This is a genomic window from Kitasatospora sp. NPDC015120 (assembly GCF_043080305.1).
In the GTDB taxonomy this organism is placed as follows: Bacteria; Actinomycetota; Actinomycetes; order Streptomycetales; family Streptomycetaceae; genus Kitasatospora.
This window is the reverse complement of record NZ_JBIBVJ010000004.1, coordinates 212642-234917: the sequence shown is the minus strand read 5'-3', so window position 1 is coordinate 234917 and position 22276 is coordinate 212642. Positions and strand designations below refer to the sequence as shown.

The 22276-nt window shown below is 74.8% G+C and carries 23 protein-coding genes; 16 read left to right on the top strand and 7 right to left on the bottom strand.

The window, feature by feature from the left end; translation table 11 throughout:
• Positions 1-21: 21 nt before the first annotated feature.
• The 9 genes from ACF1AK_RS12720 (at position 22) to ACF1AK_RS12680 (ending at position 9042) form a co-directional block, all read left to right on the top strand.
• A complete protein-coding gene (locus ACF1AK_RS12720) occupies positions 22-102 on the top strand; it encodes a putative leader peptide (RefSeq protein WP_350561156.1) in 81 nt (26 codons plus the stop codon).
• A 205-nt stretch (positions 103-307) separates the two neighbouring features.
• On the top strand, positions 308-844 hold the full coding sequence (locus ACF1AK_RS12715) for a cysteine dioxygenase (RefSeq protein ID WP_380297147.1): 537 nt from the start codon (positions 308-310) through the stop codon (positions 842-844).
• On the top strand, positions 838-1224 hold the full coding sequence (locus ACF1AK_RS12710) for a rhodanese-like domain-containing protein (RefSeq protein ID WP_391498798.1): 387 nt from the start codon (positions 838-840) through the stop codon (positions 1222-1224). The genes ACF1AK_RS12715 and ACF1AK_RS12710 overlap by 7 nt, the downstream gene beginning before the upstream one ends.
• A 242-nt stretch (positions 1225-1466) precedes the next feature.
• Positions 1467-2684: an ABC transporter ATP-binding protein gene (locus ACF1AK_RS12705; protein WP_391498797.1), complete on the top strand. Its 1218-nt coding sequence runs from the start codon at positions 1467-1469 to the stop codon at positions 2682-2684.
• The gene (locus ACF1AK_RS12700) at positions 2674-3342 is read left to right on the top strand and encodes an ABC transporter permease (RefSeq protein WP_387671868.1); all 669 of its coding nucleotides are present in this window, start codon (positions 2674-2676) and stop codon (positions 3340-3342) included. Before ACF1AK_RS12705 ends, ACF1AK_RS12700 begins: the two co-directional genes overlap by 11 nt.
• Positions 3339-4031: an ABC transporter permease gene (locus ACF1AK_RS12695; RefSeq protein ID WP_391498796.1), complete on the top strand. Its 693-nt coding sequence runs from the start codon at positions 3339-3341 to the stop codon at positions 4029-4031. Before ACF1AK_RS12700 ends, ACF1AK_RS12695 begins: the two co-directional genes overlap by 4 nt.
• Positions 4032-4198: 167 nt before the next feature.
• Complete coding sequence (locus ACF1AK_RS12690) at positions 4199-5173, top strand: ABC transporter substrate-binding protein (RefSeq protein ID WP_391498795.1); 975 nt, start codon at positions 4199-4201, stop codon at positions 5171-5173.
• Between the two features lie 83 nt (positions 5174-5256).
• Positions 5257-5946 carry a hypothetical protein gene (locus ACF1AK_RS12685; protein ID WP_391498794.1) on the top strand — a complete coding sequence of 230 codons (690 nt, stop codon included), beginning with the start codon at positions 5257-5259 and terminating at the stop codon, positions 5944-5946.
• Between the two features lie 975 nt (positions 5947-6921).
• Positions 6922-9042 carry a glycosyl hydrolase family 18 protein gene (locus ACF1AK_RS12680; RefSeq protein WP_391498793.1) on the top strand — a complete coding sequence of 707 codons (2121 nt, stop codon included), beginning with the start codon at positions 6922-6924 and terminating at the stop codon, positions 9040-9042.
• A gap of 154 nt (positions 9043-9196) precedes the next feature.
• On the opposite strand, the gene ACF1AK_RS12675 is transcribed toward ACF1AK_RS12680, so the two are convergent.
• The 4 genes from ACF1AK_RS12675 to ACF1AK_RS12660 form a co-directional block, all read right to left on the bottom strand.
• Positions 9197-10600, bottom strand: a complete 1404-nt coding sequence (locus ACF1AK_RS12675; RefSeq protein ID WP_391498792.1) for a multidrug effflux MFS transporter — start codon at positions 10598-10600, stop codon at positions 9197-9199.
• 131 nt (positions 10601-10731) lie between these two features.
• Positions 10732-11211: a hypothetical protein gene (locus ACF1AK_RS12670; RefSeq protein WP_391498791.1), complete on the bottom strand. Its 480-nt coding sequence runs from the start codon at positions 11209-11211 to the stop codon at positions 10732-10734.
• 346 nt (positions 11212-11557) lie between these two features.
• Complete coding sequence (locus ACF1AK_RS12665) at positions 11558-12436, bottom strand: alkaline phosphatase family protein (RefSeq protein WP_391498790.1); 879 nt, start codon at positions 12434-12436, stop codon at positions 11558-11560.
• A 284-nt stretch (positions 12437-12720) separates the two neighbouring features.
• The gene (locus tag ACF1AK_RS12660; protein WP_391498789.1) at positions 12721-13911 is read right to left on the bottom strand and encodes an acyl-CoA dehydrogenase family protein; all 1191 of its coding nucleotides are present in this window, start codon (positions 13909-13911) and stop codon (positions 12721-12723) included.
• Between the two features lie 102 nt (positions 13912-14013).
• Here ACF1AK_RS12660 and ACF1AK_RS12655 point away from each other — a divergent pair, with 102 nt between their 5' ends.
• Together ACF1AK_RS12655 and ACF1AK_RS12650 are read left to right on the top strand one after the other, a co-directional pair.
• A complete protein-coding gene (locus ACF1AK_RS12655) occupies positions 14014-14580 on the top strand; it encodes a GNAT family N-acetyltransferase (RefSeq protein ID WP_391498788.1) in 567 nt (188 codons plus the stop codon).
• Between the two features lie 49 nt (positions 14581-14629).
• Positions 14630-14956 (top strand): hypothetical protein, encoded by a 327-nt coding sequence (locus tag ACF1AK_RS12650; protein ID WP_391498787.1) that lies wholly within the window; start codon positions 14630-14632, stop codon positions 14954-14956.
• A 29-nt stretch (positions 14957-14985) separates the two neighbouring features.
• Here ACF1AK_RS12650 and ACF1AK_RS12645 read toward each other — a convergent pair whose 3' ends face one another.
• Positions 14986-15294: an AzlD domain-containing protein gene (locus tag ACF1AK_RS12645; protein ID WP_391498786.1), complete on the bottom strand. Its 309-nt coding sequence runs from the start codon at positions 15292-15294 to the stop codon at positions 14986-14988.
• Entirely contained in the window at positions 15294-16067 is a 774-nt protein-coding gene (locus ACF1AK_RS12640; protein ID WP_391498785.1) for an AzlC family ABC transporter permease, read from the bottom strand. The genes ACF1AK_RS12645 and ACF1AK_RS12640 overlap by 1 nt, the downstream gene beginning before the upstream one ends.
• Positions 16068-16136: 69 nt before the next feature.
• Between ACF1AK_RS12640 and ACF1AK_RS12635 the strand changes: the two genes are divergently transcribed.
• The 3 genes from ACF1AK_RS12635 to ACF1AK_RS12625 all read left to right on the top strand — a co-directional run bounded on the left by ACF1AK_RS12635 (position 16137) and on the right by ACF1AK_RS12625 (position 19158).
• The gene (locus ACF1AK_RS12635; protein ID WP_391498784.1) at positions 16137-16715 is read left to right on the top strand and encodes a helix-turn-helix domain-containing protein; all 579 of its coding nucleotides are present in this window, start codon (positions 16137-16139) and stop codon (positions 16713-16715) included.
• Between the two features lie 151 nt (positions 16716-16866).
• Positions 16867-17595, top strand: coding sequence for a carbon-nitrogen hydrolase family protein (locus ACF1AK_RS12630; protein ID WP_391498783.1), 729 nt, complete (start codon positions 16867-16869; stop codon positions 17593-17595).
• Positions 17596-17754: 159 nt separating this feature from the next.
• Positions 17755-19158 carry a class II fumarate hydratase gene (locus ACF1AK_RS12625; RefSeq protein WP_391499056.1) on the top strand — a complete coding sequence of 468 codons (1404 nt, stop codon included), beginning with the start codon at positions 17755-17757 and terminating at the stop codon, positions 19156-19158.
• A gap of 81 nt (positions 19159-19239) precedes the next feature.
• Here ACF1AK_RS12625 and ACF1AK_RS12620 read toward each other — a convergent pair whose 3' ends face one another.
• Complete coding sequence (locus ACF1AK_RS12620) at positions 19240-19710, bottom strand: SPW repeat protein (protein WP_391498782.1); 471 nt, start codon at positions 19708-19710, stop codon at positions 19240-19242.
• Positions 19711-19900: 190 nt separating this feature from the next.
• On the opposite strand from ACF1AK_RS12620, the gene ACF1AK_RS12615 reads away from it, so the two are divergent.
• Both ACF1AK_RS12615 and ACF1AK_RS12610 read left to right on the top strand, forming a co-directional pair.
• Positions 19901-20494, top strand: a complete 594-nt coding sequence (locus ACF1AK_RS12615) for a PadR family transcriptional regulator (RefSeq protein WP_391498781.1) — start codon at positions 19901-19903, stop codon at positions 20492-20494.
• Between the two features lie 60 nt (positions 20495-20554).
• Positions 20555-22255 carry an acyl-CoA dehydrogenase family protein gene (locus ACF1AK_RS12610; protein ID WP_391498780.1) on the top strand — a complete coding sequence of 567 codons (1701 nt, stop codon included), beginning with the start codon at positions 20555-20557 and terminating at the stop codon, positions 22253-22255.
• Positions 22256-22276: the final 21 nt, after the last annotated feature.

Genomic DNA, 22276 nt, shown 5'->3' with positions numbered 1-22276 from the left:
CCGTCAGGAAGGATCCGGCTCATGGACACCGGCACCACTCTGGTCTGCCGCCTGCACGTCGACCTCCGACGCCAGGCGAGTTCCATCTGTGCCTGTTGTTGATCTCCCCCTCCCCCGCCGGCCCCGCCCTGTGACGCCCCCCAGGGTTCGCGCCGGACAGCCACACCCGTCTTCCTGACGCGCCTTCGCGCCGCGTTCGCCCCGCGCGAGCGCACCGTCCGCCGACGCCCGACCGGCGCGGTGGTGCGGTCCGGCGCGTACGCCCCCACGCTCCCGTTCCCCTCCGCCTTCTTCCGAGGACACCCACATGAGCCTGGACCTCGCCTTCGACACCCCCGCCCCCGGCGCACCCGCCCCCGGCACGCCCGCCCCGGCCGGGGACACCCGCGCACCGCTCACCCCGAACACCCTGCGGACGATCGTCCGCGAGCTGGCCGAACAACCCGACCAGTGGATCCACCACGTGCGGCTCTCCACCGAGGAGCGCTGGTACCGGCGGCTGGCCGCCGACGAGGACCACGAGGTCTGGCTGATCAGCTGGCTGCCGGGCCAGTCCACCGGCTTCCACGACCACGGCGGCTCGCGCGGCGCGTTCACCGTGGCGCTGGGCGAACTGGAGGAACTGTCGCTGGGCGGCCCCGAGCAGGGCCTGCTGATCCGGCGGGTGCAGTCCGGCACCGTCCGCGCGTTCGGCCCCGAGTACGTGCATGACGTCCGCAACACCGCGTCCGGCCCGGCCGTCACGCTGCACGCCTACTCGCCGCCGCTGAGCTCGATGGCGCACTACGAACTGCGGGCCGGCGGACTGGTCCGCACCTCCGAGGAAGGACCCGACCAGTGGTGACCACGATCGACGACCTGCTCGCCCGCTCCCGCGAGGGCGTCCACCGGCCCGGCGCGGAGGAGGCGCACCGCGCCCAGCGCGACGGCGCCCTCCTGGTGGACATCCGCCCGGCGGCGCAGCGCGCGGCCGAGGGGGAGATCCCCGGCGCGCTGATCATCGAGCGCAACGTCCTGGAGTGGCGGCTGGATCCGGCGGGAGGCCACCGGATCCCCGAGGCCACCGGGTACGACCTGGAGGTGATCCTGGTCTGCTCGGAGGGGTACGCGTCGAGCCTGGCGGCGGCATCGCTGCGTGAGCTGGGACTGCACCGGGCGACCGACCTGGACGGCGGCTTCGTCGGCTGGGCGGCGGCCGGACTGCCGACCCGTCAGGGCGGCTGAGCGGACCGCGCCGTGAACCCGGCCGGTGGTCGGATCCGTGCGGGGCCGCGGTGCCCGGCGGATCCGACCACGGCTGGGAAATCAGGGACACAAGGGTCGTCAGGTCATAGGCTGATCAGAGTTTCCACCGCCGCCAGGGCGGGCAGCCACGCGAGCGACAGGCACACCGACCGAGACCGACAGACCGACAGACGACACCACAGGCGCCGCCGCCGGGGGCCGCCGGGACGAGGAAACACCCCGTGATCAGATTCGACGGCGCGGGCAAGCGCCACCCCGACGGCACGGTCGCCGTCGAGGGCCTCGACCTCGACGTCCCCACCGGCCGGACCACCGTGCTGGTCGGCCCGTCCGGCTGCGGGAAGACCACCCTGCTGCGGATGGTCAACCGCATGGTCGAGCCGACCTCGGGCCGGGTCCTGCTGGACGGCACCGACGTGGCGGCGCTGGATCCGGCCAAGCTGCGGCGCGGCATCGGGTACGTGATCCAGCAGGCCGGGCTGTTCCCGCACCGCCGGGTGATCGACAACGTCGCGACCGTCCCCTACCTGCTCGGCTGGGACCGCAAGAAGGCCCGCGCCCGGGCGGCCGAGCTGCTCGACCTGGTGGGGCTCGCCCCCGAGACCGCCAAGCGGTACCCGTTCCAGCTCTCCGGCGGCCAGCAGCAGCGGGTCGGCGTGGCGCGGGCCCTGGCCGCCGATCCGCCGGTCCTGCTGATGGACGAACCGTTCAGCGCCGTCGACCCGGTGGTGCGGGCCGGGCTCCAGGAGGAGTTGCTGCGCCTGCAGTCCGAACTGCACAAGACGGTGCTGTTCGTGACGCACGACATCGAGGAGGCCGTCCGGCTCGGTGACCAGGTGGTGGTGCTGCGCGAGCGGGGCCGGATCGCCCAGCTGGCGGACCCGCACACGCTGCTCACCGCGCCCGCCGACGCGGACGTCGCCGCCTTCCTCGGCCGTGACCGGGGCCTGCGCGGGCTCGGGCTGCGGCCGGCCGCGGCGGTCGCCGTGCAGCCGATACCGGTCGGGACCGGCGGGGCGCTCCTCGGCGGATGGGAACTCGTGCTGGACGACGAGCGCCGCCCGATCGGGTGGACCGACCGCGACGCGGCGGGGGCCGCCCTGCAGCCGGCGCCCGCGTTCCGGCCCGGGACGGACACGTTGCGCGCGGCGCTGGACGCCGCCGTGCTCTCCCCCGCCGGGATCGCCGTCGCCCTGGACGACGACGGCCGGGTGACCGGTACGGCCGACCGCGAAGCCGTCCTGGCAGCGCTCGCCGCGCCCCCGCCCCCCGCGCCCGTCGTCGCCCTGGTCCCCCCGGCGGACCGGGCCGGCGCGGACACCGCCGGCGCACCCGGCGGGGGCACACCCGGCCCGGACGCACCGATCACGGACGCACCGGGCCCGGGCGCCCCCGGCGCCGGTGAGCCCGAGAAGGACGGAGCCACCGGTGGACGATGAACCGATCGTCCGCTGGTACTGGATCGGCGACCACCTCGGCTACCTCGGTGACCTGCTCGCCGACCACGCCGCGATCGCGCTGCTCCCGGTCCTGATCGGCCTGCTGCTGGCGGTCCCGCTCGGCCTGGCCTGCACCCGCTACCCGCGCCTCTACCAGCCGCTCGCCGCCGTCTTCAACATCGTCTACGCCCTGCCCTCGCTGGCCGTCTTCGTGGTGCTCATCCCGTACACGGGGCTCGCCACCCAGGCCACCGTGATGATCCCGCTCACCTTCTACGCACTCGCCGTCCTGCTGCCCACCACCGTGGACGGACTGCGCGCCGTGCCCGACCCGGTGCGCCAGGCCGCGACCGCGATGGGGTACGGGCCGTGGCACCGGCTCGCCGCGGTGGAACTGCCCGCCGCCGTCCCCTATCTGGTGGCCGGTCTGCGGGTGGCCGCCGTCTCCAGCATCTCGCTGGCCTCGGTGGGCGCACTGGTCGGGCGCGGCGGACTCGGCTACCTGTTCGTCGACGGCTTCCAGCGCACCTTCCCGACCCCGATCGTGGCCGGAATCGTGCTGATCGCCGCGCTCGCCCTGGCCGTGGACCTGCTGCTGGTCGGCGCCCGCCGGCTGCTGGCCCCCTGGGCCGTGCGGGAGAGGGGGGCGGGCCGGTGAACTGGCTCACCTGGCTGGGGGACTTCTTCTCCGACCCGGACCGCCGCAGCGGCCCGAACTCGATCGTCAACCGGATCGCCGAGCACCTGCTGTTCTCCGGCGAGGCGCTGCTCTTCGCCGCGCTGCTGGCCGTTCCGCTCGGGCTGCTGATCGGCTACACCGGGCGCGGCGTCACCGCGGTGACCGCGCTGGCCGGCGCCGCCCGCGCGCTGCCGACGCTCGGGCTGGTGACGCTGGCGGTGCTGCTCGCCGGGGTCGGCGACACCGCCGTCCTGGTGCCGCTGGTCGCGCTGGCCGCGCCGCCGCTGCTGGTCGCCGCCGTCGAGGGGGTGCGCGGCACCGACCCGGACGTGCGGGACGCGGCGCGCGGCGTCGGGCTGACGCACCCGCAGGTGCTGTGGCAGGTCTGCGTGCCGTCCGCGCTGCCGACCCTGCTGGCCGGCTTCCGGACCGCGACCGTGCAGGTGATCGCGACGGCGACGGTGGCCGCGTACGTCGGGCTCGGCGGTCTGGGCCGGTACGTCGTCGACGGCCTGGCCACCCGGGACTACGCGATGACGGTCGGCGGCGCACTGCTGGTCGTGCTGCTCGCCGTCGGGGCCCAGGCCTTCTTCGCCCTGCTCGCCCGCTACGCGCTGCCGCCCGGGCTGCGCGCCCAGCAACTGGCCGCGGCCCGGCAGCCGACGTGACCGTTCCGGCCCGCCGGGCCCGCCGCCCCGCTCCCCTCGCTTCCTTCGACCCCTCCGTCCCCTTCGCTTCTCCGGCTCCTCTGTCTCCTTCGACTCCTTCGGCTCCTTCGACTCCTTCGACTCCTTCGACCGACCGTGACGTCCACCTCGAAAGGACACTCCTCACCATGTCGACATCCGTCTCCACGCCGCTGAGAACGGTGCGGGCCGGCCGCCGGGCCGCCTCGCTGGCCGCCCTCGCCGCGCTCGCCCTGACCGCGACCGCCTGCTCCTCCTCCGGCGGCGACCCGCTCGGCGGCAAGGACTCGGCGGCCCCGGCGCCCGGCGCCAGCACCTCCGCGGGTGCCCCGGCCGGCGGGACGGTCGTGGTCGGCTCGGCCAACTTCCCCGAGAACGTGCTGCTCGGCTCGATCTACTCGCAGGCGCTCAAGGCCAAGGGCGTGAAGGTCGAGGAGAAGTTCAACATCGGCAGCCGCGAGGTGCTCTACGGACAGCTGCTGAGCGGCAGCCTGTCCGTGCTGCCCGAGTACAACGGCTCGCTGCTCGCCTACCTCGGCGGCAAGTCCGCCGATCCGGGCACGAGCGCCGTCAACGCCGAGCTGGCCAAGACGCTGCCCGCCTCGCTCGCGGTCCTGGACTCCTCCCCCGCCGAGGACAAGGACACCTTGAGCGTCAGCCAGGAGACCGCCGACAAGTACGGGCTGAAGTCGATCGCCGACCTGGCCGGCAAGGCGGGCGAGTTGACCATCGGCGGGCCGCCGGAGTTCAAGTCGCGCCAGGAGCAGCCGCTCAAGGACGTCTACGGCGTGACGTTCAAGGAGTGGAAGTCGACCGGCGAGACCACCGCCAACGCCGTCAAGGACGGCTCGGTGCAGGTCGGCAACGTCTTCTCCACCGACCCGAAGATCACGCAGCTGAAGCTCGTCCCGCTGACCGATCCGAAGAACCTGTTCGCCGCCCAGAACGTCACGCCGCTGGTCAACAAGGCCGAGGTGGACGCGACGGCGACCGCCGCGCTCAACGCGGTGTCGGCCAAGCTGGACACGGCGGGGCTGCTGGCGCTGATGAAGAAGGTCGCGGTCGACAAGGAGGACCCGTCGGCGGTGGCCAAGGGCTGGCTGAAGAGCAACGGGCTCTCCTGACCACGCCGGACGCCGGGCCCGGGAGCCGATCCCGGGCCCGGCGGACCTTCCCTGGAACGGCGCGAACATGACAGTGTGACGGCATGCGCACTCGTCTTCTCGCCGCCACCCTCACGGCCCTGGCCACGGTGAGCCTCGCCGCGTGCTCCAGCTCCGGCTCGGGCTCCACCACCGCGGCCGGCACCACCCCGGCCGGAACCGCCACGGCCGGCCCCACCGAAGCCGCCGCGCCGGGCGCCCCCGCGCCGTCGGGGACGGCGGCCGCGCCGCCCGGCGCGACCGCCTCCGCCCCGGCAGCGGGCGCCCCCGACGCCCCGGTCGCGTCGGGCACGGTCCCGCCCCGCCCCGGCGGCACGGCCGGCGCGCCGGCCACCGCGCCCACGGCCGCGACCGTGCCCCCGGCGCCCCCCGCGACGGGGGCCACCGGCACCGCACCGGCGGCCGGCTCCCCCACCGACCCCCCGGCGCCGCCGAAGCCGGCGCCCCCCGCCGATGCCGGGCTGCCGCCCGAGCCGGCCGCGGACGTCACCGCGCAGTTGATCGCCGCACTGGAGGCGATCGACCCGGCGATCGTCGGCGGCAAGCCCGAACAGGCCGTCGACCGGGCCCGCAACCAGTGCCAGGCGATGTACCGGTTCCCCAAGGACCGGGCCAAGTTGGCCGACCTGGCCAACCAGCGCTTCACGGATCCCTCCCATCCCCAGGGTTTCGGACCGGAGAAGGCGGAGAAGATCCTGGACGCGCTGCGCACCACCCTCTGTCCGCCGGCCTGAGCCGCCGGCCCCCCGAACGGCCCGGTGTCCTGAGCTCCGGGCCACCGTGGCCGCGCGCGACGACCACCGCGCGGCCACGGCCCACCCCCTGGCTCAGACCAGGCTCCAGGCGGTGTCCTTGTCGTCGGACGAGATGAAGTCCACGGGTTCCTCCTTTCCGGGGGTCGACAGGCACGGGAACGCACGGCCAGGGAGCGCACCGTCATGGCGTCGCGGCGCCGGCCAGGGGCGGGCGCACGGGCGCGGTGGTGCGCCTTGCAGGCGCCCGGCGCACGGGCGTGCGGGAGTACGGGAGTACGGGAGTGAAGAGCCGTCCACGGCGGCGCACGCCCGGGAAGGCGGGCGCCCGCAGGCACGGGAGGGCGAAGGATCGGACGAACGGGCGAACGGACGAACGGACGCGGGAGCAGGAGCGGACGGGGCCGGTCCGGCCGTCGGCCGCCGGTGGCGGCGGGCCGGGACCCGGGTGCCGGGGGCTCACCGGTGCGGGCGGCAGCCGCCCTCTCTGTCGGACTTCCAGTCGAGGTCTCGCATGCCCCGATGATGTCGGAGCGGCCGACCGGGCCACAAGCGGATTTGCGGGCGGTTGACCCTCACTCGGCCAACCTCGAACGGGCTCCGGTTCGCTGACGAACTGTAAGGACTCTTGACAGACGAGTGGTCTAGTCCAACCATAGGCATGTCGATCCGACCGGGATGCACTGTGGGGGTGTGACCACCGGCGGCTGAGGCAACTGCCCTGCCATGCCCTGCTCCGCTCCGCCCCCAGGCCCCGTCACGGCGTACGCGCGTCCGCGCACGCCGTCCGTCCGTGCCGCGCGCCTGCGGGTCCCGCACGCCCCCGCGCCACCGTCCCGCCGCACGGCCCTCTCCCCTACGAGGGTTCCGCACGCCCCCGCACGCCCCCGCACGATCCGCAGCGCAGTTCCGCACGCTTCACCAACGCCCTGCCCCACCACGTCTGTTGGAGAATCCATGCGTCTACACAGAACAGTTCGGGCCGCCCTGACGGCCTGCGCCACGCTCGTCGCCTCGGCCGGCCTGGTCGCCGGCTCGGTGTCGGCCGGCGCAGCCCCGGTGAACCAGGTCACCGTCGAGGCCGCGGCCCCGGTCGCCGCCGCCCCGACCCCGATCCCCAGCCGGGTGTTCGCCCCCTACTTCGAGTCCTGGACCGGCGAGAGCCCCGCCGCGCTGTCCGCCCAGTCCGGGGCCAAGCACCTGACGATGGCGTTCCTGCAGACCGCCACCAAGGGCTCCTGCACGCCGTACTGGAACGGCGACACCTCGCTGCCGGTCGCGCAGTCGTCGTTCGGCGCCGACTTCGCCACCATCCGGGCCAACGGCGGCGACGTGATCCCGTCGTTCGGCGGCTACACCGCCGACACCACCGGCACCGAACTGGCCGACAGCTGCACCGACGTCAACCAGATCGCGGCCGCCTACCAGAAGCTGATCACCACCTACGACATCACCCGGATCGACCTCGACATCGAGGCCGACTCGCTGGACAACGCCGCGGGTGTCGACCGCCGCAACAAGGCGATCAAGCTGACCCAGGACTGGGCCGCCGCCAACGGCCGCCAGGTCCAGTTCGCCTACACGCTGCCGACCACGACCAGCGGCCTCGCCTCCAACGGCCTCGCGCTGCTGCGCAACGCCGTCACCAACAACGCGCGGGTCGACGTCGTCAACATCATGACGTTCGACTACTACGACAACGCCACGCACGACATGGCCGCCGACACCCAGACCGCGGCGACCGGCCTGTACAACCAGCTGGCCAAGCTCTACCCGACCAAGACCCCCTCGCAGCTCTGGGGCTCGATCGGCATCATCGAGATGCCCGGCATCGACGACTTCGGCCCGGCCGAGACCTTCACGCTGGCCAACGCGGCCACGGTCTACAACTGGGCGCTGTCCCGGGGCATCAGCACCCTGTCGTTCTGGGCGCTGCAGCGCGACACCGGCAAGTGCCCCGGCGTCGGCGGCCGCGACGACTGCTCCGGGATCCAGCAGAACACCTGGGACTTCAGCAAGATCTTCGCGCCCTTCACCAGCAGCATCCCGTCCACCAATGACTTCGCGCTCAGCCTGAACCCCGCCACCGGCACCGTGACGGCCGGTTCCTCCACCACCGCCACCGTGCTCACCGCCGAGGTGGCCCCGCCCGGCGGCTCCACCGGCACCGCGCCGAGCATCAACCTGAGCGTCAGCGGCGCGCCGGCCGGCGTCACCGCCACGGTCAACCCCGGGACGGTCCTGGCCGGTACGCCCGCGACGCTGACCGTCACCACCACGGCCGCCGCCGCCCCGGGCAGCTACCCGCTGGTCGTCACCGGCACCGCCGCCAGCGGCACCCGCACCGCCACCTACACGCTGAAGGTGACGAGCACCCAGCCCGGCAACGACTTCTCGGTCGCCGTGAGCCCGGCCGCCGGTTCGGTCACGGCCGGCTCCGCCGCCAGCGCCACCGTCAACACGGGTGTCGTCGCCGGCTCCGCGCAGAGCGTCGCCCTCAGCGTCAGCGGCGCGCCGGCGGGCGTCACCGCCACGGTCAACCCCGGCAGCGTCACCGCCGGTTCGCCCGCGACGCTGAACATCGCCACCGCGGCCACCACCACCCCGGGCAGCTACCCGCTCACCATCACCGGGACCGCCGCCTCCGGCAGCCACACCGCCACCTACACCCTGACCGTCACCGGGGTCACCCCGCCCGGCGGTCTGGTCAACGGCGGCCTGGAGACCGGCAGCCTGGGCCCGTGGACCTGCCAGGCCGGCGGCTCCGTGGTGAGCACCCCGGTCCACTCCGGCTCCTACGCGCTCCAGGCGGCGGCCACCGGCTCGCAGACCGGTGAGTGCGCCCAGACCGTGACGCTCGCGCCCAACAAGGCGTACACGCTGACCGGCTGGGTCCAGGGCAGCTACTCCTACATCGGCGTGAGCGGCGGCGCCACCGGCTCCGCGTGGACCAGCGGCTCCGGCTGGACCAAGCTCTCCGTCCCGTTCACCACCGGCGCCTCCGGCACGGTGACGGTCTACCTGCACGGCTGGTACGGCCAGGGCAACGTCTTCGGCGACGACTTCTCGATCGCCTGACGGCCGCAGGCCCCCGCTCCACTCCCCCGCCGGGGTGCCGCGACCCTCGGGTCGTGGCACCCCGGCGGGTCCCTTTCCGGCGGACCGCCGCACCCGCGCCGACGGTGCCGCCGCCGTCGACGCCGACCGCACCGCGACCGGTCACGCCGCGGCCTCACACCGCGGCGGGCTCCGGGGCGGACCGTCCCGGCCGCAGGAGCAGCAGGTAGGACGCCGCCGCGAGCAGCGAGCAGCCGAGCACGACGACCGCGAGCAGCACCGCCGAGGGGTTCCCGCCCAGGCTGCTGAGCGGGGCGACCACGGCGCCGCAGAGGAAGTTGGCGGTGCCGAGGAGGGCGGAGGCCGAGCCGGCGGTCTGCGGGGACACCACGCTCAGCGCCCGGGCGGCCGAGTTCGGCAGGACGATGCCGAGGCCCGCCATCATCACGAACAGCGAGGCGCAGACGGCGGCCAGCCCGAGGTCCCAGACGGCGGTGGCCAGGACCAGGAACGTCCCGGCGGCGATCAGGACCGCCAGGCCCGTCCGCATCAGGGTGGCGGCGGCGAAGCGGGGGGCGAGCACCCGTCCGTTCACCTGGGTGGCGGCGACGATGGCCACCGAGTTGAGCCCGAACAGCAGGCTGTAGGTCTGCGGGGACACGTGGTAGACGTGCTGCAGCACCACCGAGGAGCCGCTGATGTAGCCGAACAGCGCGCCGAAGGCGAAGGTGCTGGTCAGCAGCAGGCCGAGGAAGGGCACGTCACGCAGCAGCCCGCCCATCGTGCGCAGGGTGGCGGCCAGGCCGCCGCCGCGCCGGGCGGACGCCGGGAGGGTCTCGCGCAGCGCGCCGAAGGCCACCAGGGTGAGCAGCAGGCCGAGCGCGGCCAGGGCGCCGAAGGTGCCGCGCCAGGAGGTGACGCGCAGCAGTTGCGCGCCGAACAGCGGGGCGAGGATCGGGGCCAGACCGGATATCAGGGTGATCGAGGCGAGGAAGCGGATCATCGCGACGCCCTCGAAGCGGTCGCGGGCGACGGCGCGGCCGATGACCAGTCCGGCGGCGCCCGCGGCGCCCTGGACGAAGCGGGCGGCGATCAGCACCGGCAGGCTGGGTGCGACCACGCAGGCGACGCTGGCGAGGGTGTAGACGACGAGTCCGGCCAGCAGCGGCGGACGGCGGCCGAAGCGGTCGCTGAGCGGTCCGAAGAGCAGCTGGCCGGCGGCGACGCCGAACATCGAGAAGGTGAGGGTGAGCTGGACGGCGGCCGGTTCGGCGGCGAGGTCGTCGGCGATCGCGGGCAGGCCGGGCAGGTAGAGGTCGGTGGTGAGGGGGCCGAGGGCGACCAGGCCGCCGAGGACGCCGATGGTGGCGCGGCCGCCGGGGCCGCCGCCCGGCCGGGCCTTGGCGGGGCCGGGGCCGGCGGGGTCGGAGAGATCAGCGGGGCCGGAGAGGTCGGCGGGGCCGGAAGGTCCGGCGGCTTCGGCGGGGGCGAGGGAGTCGGTGCCGGTGAGGGAGTCGGCGGGAGTGGCGGAGGCGGCGGTCGACGTGTCACCGGCGGGGCCGGCGGTCGGACCAGGCATGGGGCTCCTCTCGGAACGGGCACGGCGTTCGTGCTCGCTCCGTCCTACCGCAGCTCCCGGGGCCGCCGACAGTCGGGGGTCGGCCGCCCTTGCGCCGCGGGGCGGGGCGGCCGGCCTCCGGTGACGCCGTCTCAGCGCGCGAGCCGCTCGGCCCGCAGGGCGGCCTGGACGGCGGCGCCGTCCTGCCAGGCGTAGAGCTGGTTGCCGGTCAGCGTGACGTGGTAGTGCCCGCAGGAGCCGGTGACCTTGTCGGTGACGCCCTCCGGGAACCAGCCCGCCCGCAGCGAGACCGGCGCGGGGTGGCTGCCCCTTCCGGGTTCGCCCGCCCGGCAGCCGGCGGGCAGCCGGCCCTCGGGGAGGGTGGCGGTCAGCAGGCGGTCGTCGCCGGTGGTGGACCTCAGGTAGCGGACGGAGGAGGCGTTGTCGGGCAGCCAGGCCGGGACGGCCTGCCCGTCGGCCTTGGCCGCGCTGCCGCTGGCGTAGCTGGACTGCTCCTGGTGCCGGCCGTCGTACCACTCGGCGACCCTCGGCCCCGCCACCACGGCGGCGACGGCGACGGCCATGCCGGTGCCCGCCACTCCGAGTGCGATCCTGCCCGCGATGCCGTTCATGCCCGACTGTCCTCTCCCGTGCGGTCCTGTGGTGCGGTGGTGCGGTGGTGCGTCCGGTGCCGGTCCCGCGGCTCCGCCCCGTACTCCCGGTGTGTTCCCATCCTGGCGCGCGCCGGGGTGCCGGATCGTCACCGGCAGGTCGCGACCTGCCGCCGTCCTTGGGGGGTGGGTCCTCCACCTTGAGGCGTATGCGCGCCCGGCCGGTGTCGGGGTTCCCCCTGGTCGAGCCTGGCCCGCCGGGGCCGGTGGCGCAGCCCGGCCGCACCCGCCCGGGTGCCGGCGGGTGCGGCGGCCACCCGGTCGCCGGATACTGCCGGCCCGGGGCGCCGGCGCCGGTGCAGGGGTGTCAGAGCGCCGCCGGGGCGGCGGCGGCGAGCGGGAAGGGCCGGCCGTCCAGCGTCCAGTGCGGGTCGATCGGGCGGCCGAGCGCGGCGTACACCTGGGCGGCGACGTCGGGGTGGCGGATCTCGCCGACGGGCGGGGCGGCCGGGATCCCGGGACCGGCGCAGGCGACCCAGGCGGTGCGCTCCTCGGGCGTGCGCCCGCCGTGGCCGCCGGTGTCGACGTGGCCGTGGTCGGTGACGACGATGACCGTCCACTCCTCCCCGGCGTACCCGGGCCGGGCGCGCAGCGCGTCCAGCAGGCGGCCGAGGCGCTCGTCGGCGGCCCGCATCGCGGCGCGGTACTCCTCGCCGCAGCCGAGGAAGTGGGCGGTCTCGTCGACGGCGCCGAGGTAGACGAAGGAGGCCTCGGGGTCGGCGTCGCGCAGCACGTGGACGGCCTCCCGGGTGACCTCCTCGTCGACGGCCTCCCAGGCCTCGGGGGTGTCCTCGGCGGGGGCGACGTAGCAGAGCCGGCCGGGGGCGCGGAACAGCGGTCCGCCGGACTCGCCGATGACCAGCGGGTCCCACCCGGCGGCGACGAAGGTGCGGCGCCCCTCGCCGCGGGCGAGGCGGGTGGTGAAGTCGGGGAAGACGTCGAGGCGGTTGCCGCCCAGGTGGTTGCCCCACACGCCGTGCTTGGCGGGCTCGACGCCGGTGACGATGGTGGCCCAGCAGGGGCCGGACATGGTGGGCGTGGAGTCCGCGACCGTCACGGGCGCGAGGAACCCGGCCGCGGCGACCTCCGCCAGCCTCGGCATCGGCACCCGCTCCAGCTGGTCGTACCGGACGCCGTCGATCCCGACGACGAGGACGCGGGGGCGCGGCAGCGGCGGTGTGGACATGAGGGGCGGTTCCTTTCACGGTGCGGGCGCCGGCCGCGCCCGCACCGGGGCGGGCGGCGGCGACCGCGCCATGCTTCACGCCCCGCCGGACCGCCGGGTGTCCTGGAGGGGACGGCCGGGTGGACGGGCGGCGTCCGGAATCCCCTCCTCCGCCCCGTGGCCCGCGGCGCAGCACCACGGCCGGCACCCGCGCCGGGCCGGCGGCGCAGCAGTGGGCGAACCACGGCGGGCCGGGCAAGGGCGCGGCCATGAACGGCCCGGCGGCGGCCCCGGGACCGGCGGGCTCAGCGGTAGGCGGACTCGCCGGTGATGGCCTCGCCGAGGACGAGGGTGTGGATCTCGCTGGTGCCTTCGTAGGTGAGCACCGACTCCAGGTTGTTGGCGTGCCGCAGGACCGGGTAGGCGGTGGTGATGCCGTTGGCGCCGAGCACGGTGCGGGCGCTGCGGGCGATCTCCAGGGCGGCGCGGACGTTGTTGAGCTTGCCGAAGCTGATGTGCGCCGGGCGGGCCGCGCCCTCGTCCTTGAGGCGGCCGATCCGCAGCGCGACCAGGTAGGCCTTCTCGACCTCCAGCATCATCTCGACCAGCTTCTGCTGGGTGAGCTGGAAGCCGGCGATCGGGCGCTCGAACTGGACGCGGCTCTTGGCGTAGTCGAGGGCGGCGGTGTAGCAGTCGCGGGCGGCGCCGACGGTGCCCCAGAGGATCCCGTAGCGGGCCTCGTTGAGGGAGGAGAGCGGTCCGCGCAGGCCGGTGACGCCGGGCAGGACGGCGTCGGCGGGCAGGACGACGTCGTCGAAGGCGAGCGAGCTGGTCACCGAGGCGCGCAGGGACAGCTTCCCGGGCACGTCGGTGGTGGTGAAGCCGGGAGTGCCGGGTTCGACCAGGAAGCCGCGCACGCCGTCCTCGGTCTGCGCCCAGACCACCGCGACGTCGCAGATGCCGCCGTTGGTGATCCACGTCTTGGAGCCGGACAGCACCCAGTCCGCGCCCTCGCCGGAGCCCTTGCGGCGCGCGCGGGTGCGCATGTTTGCGGGGTCGGAGCCGAAGTCCGGTTCGGTCAGGGCGAAGCAGCCGATCAGCTCGCCGGCGGCGAGGCCGGGCAGCCAGCGCTGCTTCTGCTCCTCGGAGCCGAAGGCGTGGATCGAGCGCATGGCGAGTGAGCCCTGGACGGAGACGAAGCTGCGCAGGCCGGAGTCGGCGGCCTCCAGCTCCATGCAGGCGACGCCGTAGGCGACGGCACCGGAGCCGGCGCAGCCGTAGCCGTCGAGGTGCATGCCGAGCAGGCCGAGGGCGCCGAGCTCGGGGGCGAGTTCGCGGGCCGGGAAGACGCCGCGCTCGAACCACTCGCCGATGTGCGGGCGGATCCGGTCGTCGGCGAACCTGCGGACGGTGTCGCGGACGAGGCGCTCCTCGTCGGTGAGCAGGTCACCGACGGCGAGCAGGTCGGCGGGGTCGATCCTGGTCGGCTTCGCCATGGAAGCTCCTTGTAGTCTCGGCGGGTGCGAACCGTCGCGGCGTTGAGTACCGGCGAGTATGGCGCACCCGGCCGACGCCGGACCGCGGACGAAGGAGTGACCATGTACACAGTCCGGCAGCTGACGGCACAGGAACTGCGCGGGTCGGCGCAGCGGCTGGGCGACCTGCTGGCGGACACCGTCGACACCGGCGCCTCGGTCGGCTTCCTCGCCCCGCTGGACCGCGTCGCGGCGGCCGGCTGGTGGCGGGCGCTGGCCCCGGACGTGGCGGCGGGGCGGCTGCTGGTCTGGGTGGCCGAACCCGGCCCGGCGGGCGGGGAGGGCGGGTCGGACCGGATCGCCGGGACGGTGCAGCTGCGTCCGGCGACGGCGGCCAACGGCCGGCACCGGGCGGACGTCGCCAAGCTGATGGTGCACCGGGCGGACCGGGGGCGCGGGCTGGCCGGGCGGCTGCTGGCGGCCCTGGAGTCGGCGGCCGTCGCACGCGGGCTGCGGACGCTGGTGCTGGACACCGAGACGGACAGCCCCGCCGAGCGGATGTACGCGGCGGCGGGCTGGACCAGGGTCGGCACGGTGCCGGACTTCGCGACCGATCCGGCGGGGGTCCCGCGCGGGACGACCGTCTTCTACAAGGCGCTGGACGGCGCGGGGGCCGCGTCGCCGCGCTGACGCCCCCGCGCAGGGCGGGGCGTGGAACGAACCGGAAGGGTGGTGGACCGTGGGCCGGTGGGCCGTGGTCGTGCAGGAGACCGAGGGCATCGGGGAGAACCGGATCTGGGGCCCCAAGGTGCTCGCCGAGGTCGAGGGCGCCCGGGAGGACGCGCTCGCCGAGCTGCGGCGGATCGTTCCCGGGTACACCCCGCAGCACCCGTTCAACGGGCGGCGGAGGCGGCTGCTGCGGAACGGCGACGACTATCTGCTGATCACCGAGGGGAGCATGCGGGACTACCACTGCGTGTTCACGGTGTGGGAGCTGCTGTGGGACAGCGAGCGGCCCGAGGTGCAGCGCGAGCGGCTCGCGGCGGCCGGGGGCGACGCCGGCTGAGCGGCGGAGCGCGGCCGCCCGGCGGGTGGTCAGGAGACGCCGCAGAGGCGCAGCAACGCGGTGGTCGCGGCGGCCGCGACCACCACCAGCGGGAACGGCGCGCGGCGCACCGCGAGCACGCCCGCGACCAGGACGCCGGCCGGGCGGGCCCATCCGGCGAAGCCGTGGCCCTGGGTGAGCGCGCCGGTGGCCACCAGGGCGACCAGCAGCACGGCGGCGGAGACGGTGAGCAGGTGGCGCAGGCGGTCGGAGACGGTGAGGCGGCCGCCGAGCAGCGGTCCGGCGACGCGGAAGGCGTAGGTTCCGGCGGCGAGCAGCAGGATGGCGGTCAGGGGCATCAGCGGACCTCCTCGGCGAGGCGCACGGCACGGTCGGGGGCGGCCCCGGCTTCCCCGTGGACGGTTCCGGGGGCCCCGGCGGCCGGGGCGTCCGGGGTGCCCGGGGTGCCCGGGCGGGCGGCGAACAGCAGCCCGGCGAGCGCGAGCAGCACGGGCAGGCCCGCCGGGACGTACGGGGTGGCGGCCACCGCGACGGCGGCGCCGGCCAGGGCGGCGGTGCGGGTGCGGCGCTCGCCGAGCGCGGGCAGCACGAGGGCGAGCAGTACGGCGGGGAACGCGGCGTCCAGGCCGAGGGCGTCGGTGTCGCCGATCAGTCCCCCCGCGGCGGCGCCGGCCACGACGGAGAGGTTCCAGATCACGAACAGGGCCAGGCCGCTGATCCAGTACGCGGCCCGGCGCCGTCGTGGCCCGGACTGCAGCAGGGTGAACGCCGCGGACTCGTCGGTCAGCAGCTGGGCGCCGAGCAGCCGGCGCCACCGGGGGCCGTCCAGGACGTCGGTGACGGTGAAGCCGAAGGGCAGCAGGCGGGCGTTGAGGACGAGACCGGTGACGACGGCGGCAAGCGGGCCGCCGCCGGAGAGCACGATGCCGACCGCGGCGAACTGCGAGCCTCCGGCGAAGACCAGCACGGACATGGCGACGGGCACCCAGAGCGGGAGGCCGCCGGAGACGGAGATCGCCCCGAACGAGGCGCCGACCAGGGCGTCCGCGAGGCAGACCAGGGCGATGTCGCGCAGGGTGGCGCGTTCGAGGGTTCGAAGGAGCGAACGCATGTCCAGTAGAATGAACGCCATCACGGCCGTTCGTCAAGGCGAACGCCTGGCAGTATGGAGCGAACGCGGATGAGTGGACACAACGGTGCGGGCCCCTCGGGGAGCGAGCTGATCGAGCTGATCGCGGCCTCGATCCGGCGCGAGCGCGAGCGCGCCGGACTGTCGATGGCCGAGCTGGCCCGGCGGGCGGGGATCGCCAAGTCGACGCTCTCGCAACTGGAATCGGGCGCCGGCAACCCGAGCGTCGAGACGCTCTGGGCGCTCGGCGTGGCCCTGGACGTGCCGTTCAGCCGACTGGTCGACCCGCCCCGTCCGGTGGTCCGGGTGGTGCGGGCCGGCGAGGGCCCCGTCACCCACTCCGAGCGGGCCGACTACGCCGCGACCCTGCTCGCCTCCTGCCCGCCGAACGCCCGGCGGGACATCTACCGGATCGACGCCGAGCCGGGCGAGACCCGGGCCTCCGACCCGCACATGCCGGGCACCGTGGAGCACGTGCTGCTCGGCGCCGGCCGGGCACTGGCCGGTCCGACGCAGGCGCCCGTCGAACTCGGCCCGGGCGACTACGTCAGCTATCCCGGCGACGTCCCGCACGTCTTCCGGGCCCTGGCGCCGGGCACCCTCGCGGTGATCGTGATGGAGCACGTCTGACGGGCCGCCGGGCGGGGGCGCCCGGCACCGGCACATTTCACCCGAACGGGTGCGGCTTGCCGGGCCGGCGGTGGGCTTCATAGGTTGATCGTGATCGCCACCCCCGGTCACCCCCGCGCACCCGCGCCCGCTCACCCCCGGAGGCCCCACCGTGCCCGCGCCCGCTCCCCTGGCCGTCGCCGTCGCCCAGCCCGCCTGCCACCCCTCGGGGCGGCCGGAGACCGTCGCGGTCAACGTCGAACGGCACGCCGCCGCGGTCCGGGCGGCCGGGGCGGTGCGCCTGGTGGTGTTCCCGGAGTTCTCGCTGACCGGCTACGACCTGGCCGCGCCCGCCGTCGACCCGTCCGACGAACGGCTCGCGCCCCTGGTCGCCGCCTGCGCCGCGACCGGCGCCACCGCCCTGGTCGGCGCGCCGGTGGCCGCGGCGGACGGCCGCGCGTGGATCGCCACGCTCGCCGTCACCGGCGCGGGCGCCTCGGTGGCCTGCCGCAAGACCCGCCTCTACGGGCGGGAGACCCAGCGCTTCACCCCCGCCGAGCAGCCGTCCGTCCTGGAGCTGGACGGCCGGCGGCTGGGCCTGGCGATCTGCGCGGACGCCGCCGACCCCGGGCACGCGCAGCAGCTGGTCGCGCTCGGCGCCGACGCCTATGTCGCCTCCACGCTGTACGGGGCGGGCGCCGAGGCCCTGGCCACCAAGGCGGCCCGCTACCCCGCGCGCGCGGCGGACAACGGCGTGTGGGTGGTGCTGGCCACCGCCGCCGGGCCGAGCGGCGAGTTCGCCGCGACCTCGGGCGGCTCGGGCGTCTGGGCGCCGGACGGCACCGAGGTCGCCAGGGCGGGCACGGCACCGGACGAGGTCGTGACCGCCGTCCTGGGCTGAGGGCCTGCACGCCGCTTCTCCCGGCCCGGGCGCCGGCCCGGAAATACCCGGGGCCCGCACGCGGCTGTGGTGTGCGGAAGCCGTACCCGGCCGGGCACGGGGCCCCGGGCCCGAAGGGGCCCCGTGCCGGCCGGGACCGTTCAGGAGGTGCAGCGCACGATGGGTGACGAGCAGATGACCGGCGACTACCGGATCGAGCACGACTCGATGGGCGAGGTCCGGGTGCCGGCCGGGGCGAAGTGGCAGGCGCAGACGCAGCGGGCGGTGGAGAACTTCCCGGTGTCCGGCCAGCGCCTGGAGCGGGCGCACATCGCCGCGCTGGCCCGGATCAAGGCCGCCGCCGCGCGGGTCAACGCCCGGCTCGGCGTGCTGGACGAGGAGACCGCCGCCGCGATCGCCGCCGCCGCCGAGGAGGTGGCGGCGGGGCGCTGGGACGCCGAGTTCCCGGTGGACGTCTTCCAGACCGGCTCGGGCACCTCGTCCAACATGAACACCAACGAGGTGATCGCCACCCTGGCCGGCGAACGCCTCGGCCGGCCGGTCCACCCCAACGACCACGTCAACGCGAGCCAGTCGTCCAACGACGTCTTCCCGTCCTCGATCCACATCGCCGCCACCGCCGCCGTCAGCCAGGAGCTGATCCCGGCGCTGGAGCACCTGGCGGAGGCACTGGAGCGCAAGGCGGCGGAGTTCGCGGACGTCGTCAAGGCGGGGCGCACCCATCTGATGGACGCCACGCCCGTCACCCTCGGCCAGGAGTTCGGCGGCTACGCGGCGCAGGTGCGGCACGGGCGGGAGCGGCTGCTCGCCACCCTCCCCCGGGTCGCCGAACTGCCGCTGGGCGGCACCGCGGTGGGCACCGGCATCAACACCCCGCCCGGGTTCGCGGCGGCGGTGATCGAGGAGGTCGCGCGCACCACCGGGCTGCCGCTGACGGAGGCCCGCGACCACTTCGAGGCGCAGGGCGCGCGGGACGGCCTGGTCGAGCTGAGCGGCCAGCTGCGCACCGTCGCCGTCGGGTTCACCAAGATCGCGAACGACCTGCGGTGGATGGGCTCGGGGCCGCGCACCGGTCTCGGCGAGCTGAACCTGCCGGACCTCCAGCCCGGCTCCTCGATCATGCCGGGCAAGGTGAACCCGGTGCTGCCCGAGGTGGTGCTGATGGTCGCCGCCCAGGTGATCGGCAACGACGCCACCGTCACGGTGGCCGGGGCGAGCGGCAACTTCGAGCTCAACGTGATGCTGCCGGTGATCGCCCGCAACGTCCTGGAGTCGGTCCGGCTGCTCGCCGCCGGCGCCCGGCTGCTGGCCGACCGCGCGGTGGACGGGATCACGGCCAACGCCGAGCGGGCCCGGGAGTACGCGGAGTCCTCGCCGTCGGTGGTGACGCCGCTGAACCGGTACATCGGGTACGAGGAGGCCGCCAAGGTCGCCAAGCAGGCGCTCGCCGAGCGCAAGACCATCCGTCAGGTGGTGCTGGAGCGCGGCTACGTCGAGCAGGGGCGGCTCACGCTGGAGCAGCTGGACGAGGCACTGGACGTGCTGCGGATGACCCGGCCGTAGCCGCCGGACGGGGTCGCGCGCCCGGGGCGCGGAGCGGCGCTGCCGCCCTCCGCGCCCCGGGTGTCGGGCTCGCGGTGACCGTCAGCCCCTGGCCCGGCCGGCCCGGCCGCGCCGCATCGCCGCCCCGTTCGACGTCATCGTCGCCATCGAGATGGCGGCGAGCCCCAGCAGGAACATGACGGCACCCGTGATCAGGCAGGTGACGATGTTCCGGCCGCGGTCCACCTCACCGGAGACGACCCACGGGGAGATGATCGTCCACGCGCCGAGCAGGGTCGCCGCCCAGGCCCGTGCGTGGGTGCGCTCGTACGCCGAGCCGTAGCCGGCCATCAGCACGCAGTAGGCGATGCCGACGATCAGGCAGGTGACGGTGAGCGTGGTGAACGCGGTGAAGCCGACGATCCACGGCGAGGCCGCCAGGAACAGGCCGGCCAGAACGGCCAGGGCCTCGACGGCCTGGGCCCGCGGGGTCAGGGTGACCCGCTCGTAGTGCTCCCGGAGTTCGACGATGTCCGGATGGTGCTCCATGCCCATCGGCGTTTGGGTCGACACCGATACCACCTCCTCGGTTGCGAACATGGAGGGCTCTAGCCCAGTACCATTCTGGCGCCCTTCAACCGTTTTGCACCTTTTGAGCTGGGCGATTACCCTTCCGCGCCCTGCCGCTGCGGCGGGTGAGCTCCGTCTCACCCCCGGCCGCCGCCCTTGCCTATGCAACTCGTTGCATAGCAGGATTCCGCCCATGGCACTGGAGCACGCGATCCTCGTCTCGCTGCTGGAACGGCCCGGTTCCGGCTACGAACTGGCCCGGCGCTTCGACCGGTCCATCGGCCGCTTCTGGACCGCCACCCACCAGCAGATCTACCGGGTGCTGCGGCGGATGGAGGCGGACGGCTGGGTCCGCGCCGAGGAGGTCGCCCAGGACGGCCGGCCGGACAAGAAGGTGTACTCGGCGGCCCCGCCCGGCCGGGCCGCGCTCGCCGCCTGGCTGCGCGAACCCGTCGAGCCGGAGACCGTCCGGCACGAGCTGGCCGTCCGGATCCGGGCGGCGGCCTTCGACGACCCGGCCGCGCTGATCCCCGAGGTCGAACGCCACCGGGAGGGCCACGCCGCCCTGCTCGCCCGTTATCTGCACGGCGAGCGGCGCGACTTCCCGGGCGCCGGCGGCCCGGCCGCGGCCCCGGACGCGCTCGACGCGCTCGACGCGCAGCAGCGCCTCCAGCACGTGGTGCTGCGCGGCGGCATCGAGTACGAGCGGATGACGATCGCCTGGCTCGACGACGTGCTCGCCACCCTGCGCGAGCTGGCCGGCGGCCCGGGCGCCCCCGGCCGCTGACCACCGCCCCACCCACCCACCCCACCCCTCACCCGCACCCTCGACCCCCGGGAGCCCGCGATGCTCTTCAACCCGCGCACCTACGACCCCGCACAGTTCGACGAGCCGACCCGGCGGCTGCTGCGCGCGACCGTCGACTGGTTCGAGTCGCGCGGGAAGAAGGCGCTGATCGACACCTACATCGACCGCACCTGGTACGCCGACTTCCTCGAATTCGCTGCCGGGGAAGGCCTGTTCGCCGAGTTCCTGACCCCCTCCGCCGCCGATCCGGCCAAGCGCTGGGACACCGCCCGGATCGCCGAGCTGAACGAGATCCTCGGCTTCTACGGCCTCGGCTACTGGTACACCTGGCAGGTCACCATCCTGGGCCTGGGCCCGGTGTGGCAGAGCGAGAACGAGGCCGTACGGGCGCGCGCCGCCCGGCTCCTGGCGGAGGGCCACGTCATGGCCTTCGGCCTCTCCGAGCGCGGCCACGGCGCCGACATCTACTCGACGGACATGATCCTCACCCCGGACGGCGAGGGCGGCTTCACCGCCACCGGCTCCAAGTACTACATCGGCAACGGCAACGTCGCCGGGCTGGTCTCGGTCTTCGGCCGCCGCTCGGACGTCGAGGGGCCGGAGGGCTACGTCTTCTTCGCCGCCGACAGCCGCCACGAGGCGTACCACCTGGTGAAGAACGTGGTGAACGCCCAGATGTACGTCAGCGAGTTCCGGCTGGAGGAGTACCCGGTCCGCGCCGAGGACGTGCTGCACACCGGCAGGGCGGCCTTCGACGCCGCGCTGAACACCGTGAACGTCGGCAAGTTCAACCTGTGCACCGCCTCGGTCGGCATCTGCGAGCACGCCATGTACGAGGCCGTGACGCACGCCCGCAACCGGGTGCTGTACGGCAAGCCGGTCACCGACTTCCCGCACGTGCGCCGCGAGCTGACCGACGCCTACGCACGGCTGGTGGCGATGAAGCTGTTCTCCGCGCGGGCGGTGGACTACTTCCGCACCGCCTCCCCCGAGGACCGCCGCTACCTGCTCTTCAACCCGATGACCAAGATGAAGGTCACCACCGAGGGCGAGAAGGTCATCGACCTCCTGTGGGACGTCATCGCGGCCAAGGGCTTCGAGGCGGACACCTACTTCGACAAGGCCGCCAAGGACATCCGCGGCCTGCCGAAGCTGGAGGGCACCGTCCACGTCAACCTGGCGCTGATCCTCAAGTTCATGGCGAACTACCTGTTCGACCCGGCCGAGTACGCCCCGGTGCCGACCCGGCAGGACGCCGCCGACGACGTCTTCCTGTTCCGGCAGGGCCCGGCCCGCGGGCTCGGCGCGATCCGCTTCCACGACTGGCGGGCCGCCTACGACGCCCACGGCCATCTGCCGAACGTCGCCCGGTTCCGCGAACAGGCCGACGGCTTCTGCGAGTTGCTGCTCAGCCACGCGCCGGGCGCGGAGCAGCAGGCGGACCTCGACTTCCTGCTGGAGATCGGCCAGCTGTTCGCACTGATCGTCTACGGGCAGCTGGTGCTGGAGCAGGCCGCGCTCACCGGGCTGGACGCGGACCTGCTGGACCAGGTCTTCGACGCGCTGGTGCGGGACTTCTCCGCGCACGCCACCGAGCTGCACGGCAAGGCGTCCACCAGTGAGGCCCAGGCGGCGTGGGCGCTGGCGCACGTGCGCCGCCCGGTCGCGGACGGCGCACGGGCGGCGAAGGTGTGGGGCATGGTCGAGGCGCTCTCCGGCGCGTACGAGATGGCCCCGTAGGCGGACCTCCGGGGGTGCCGG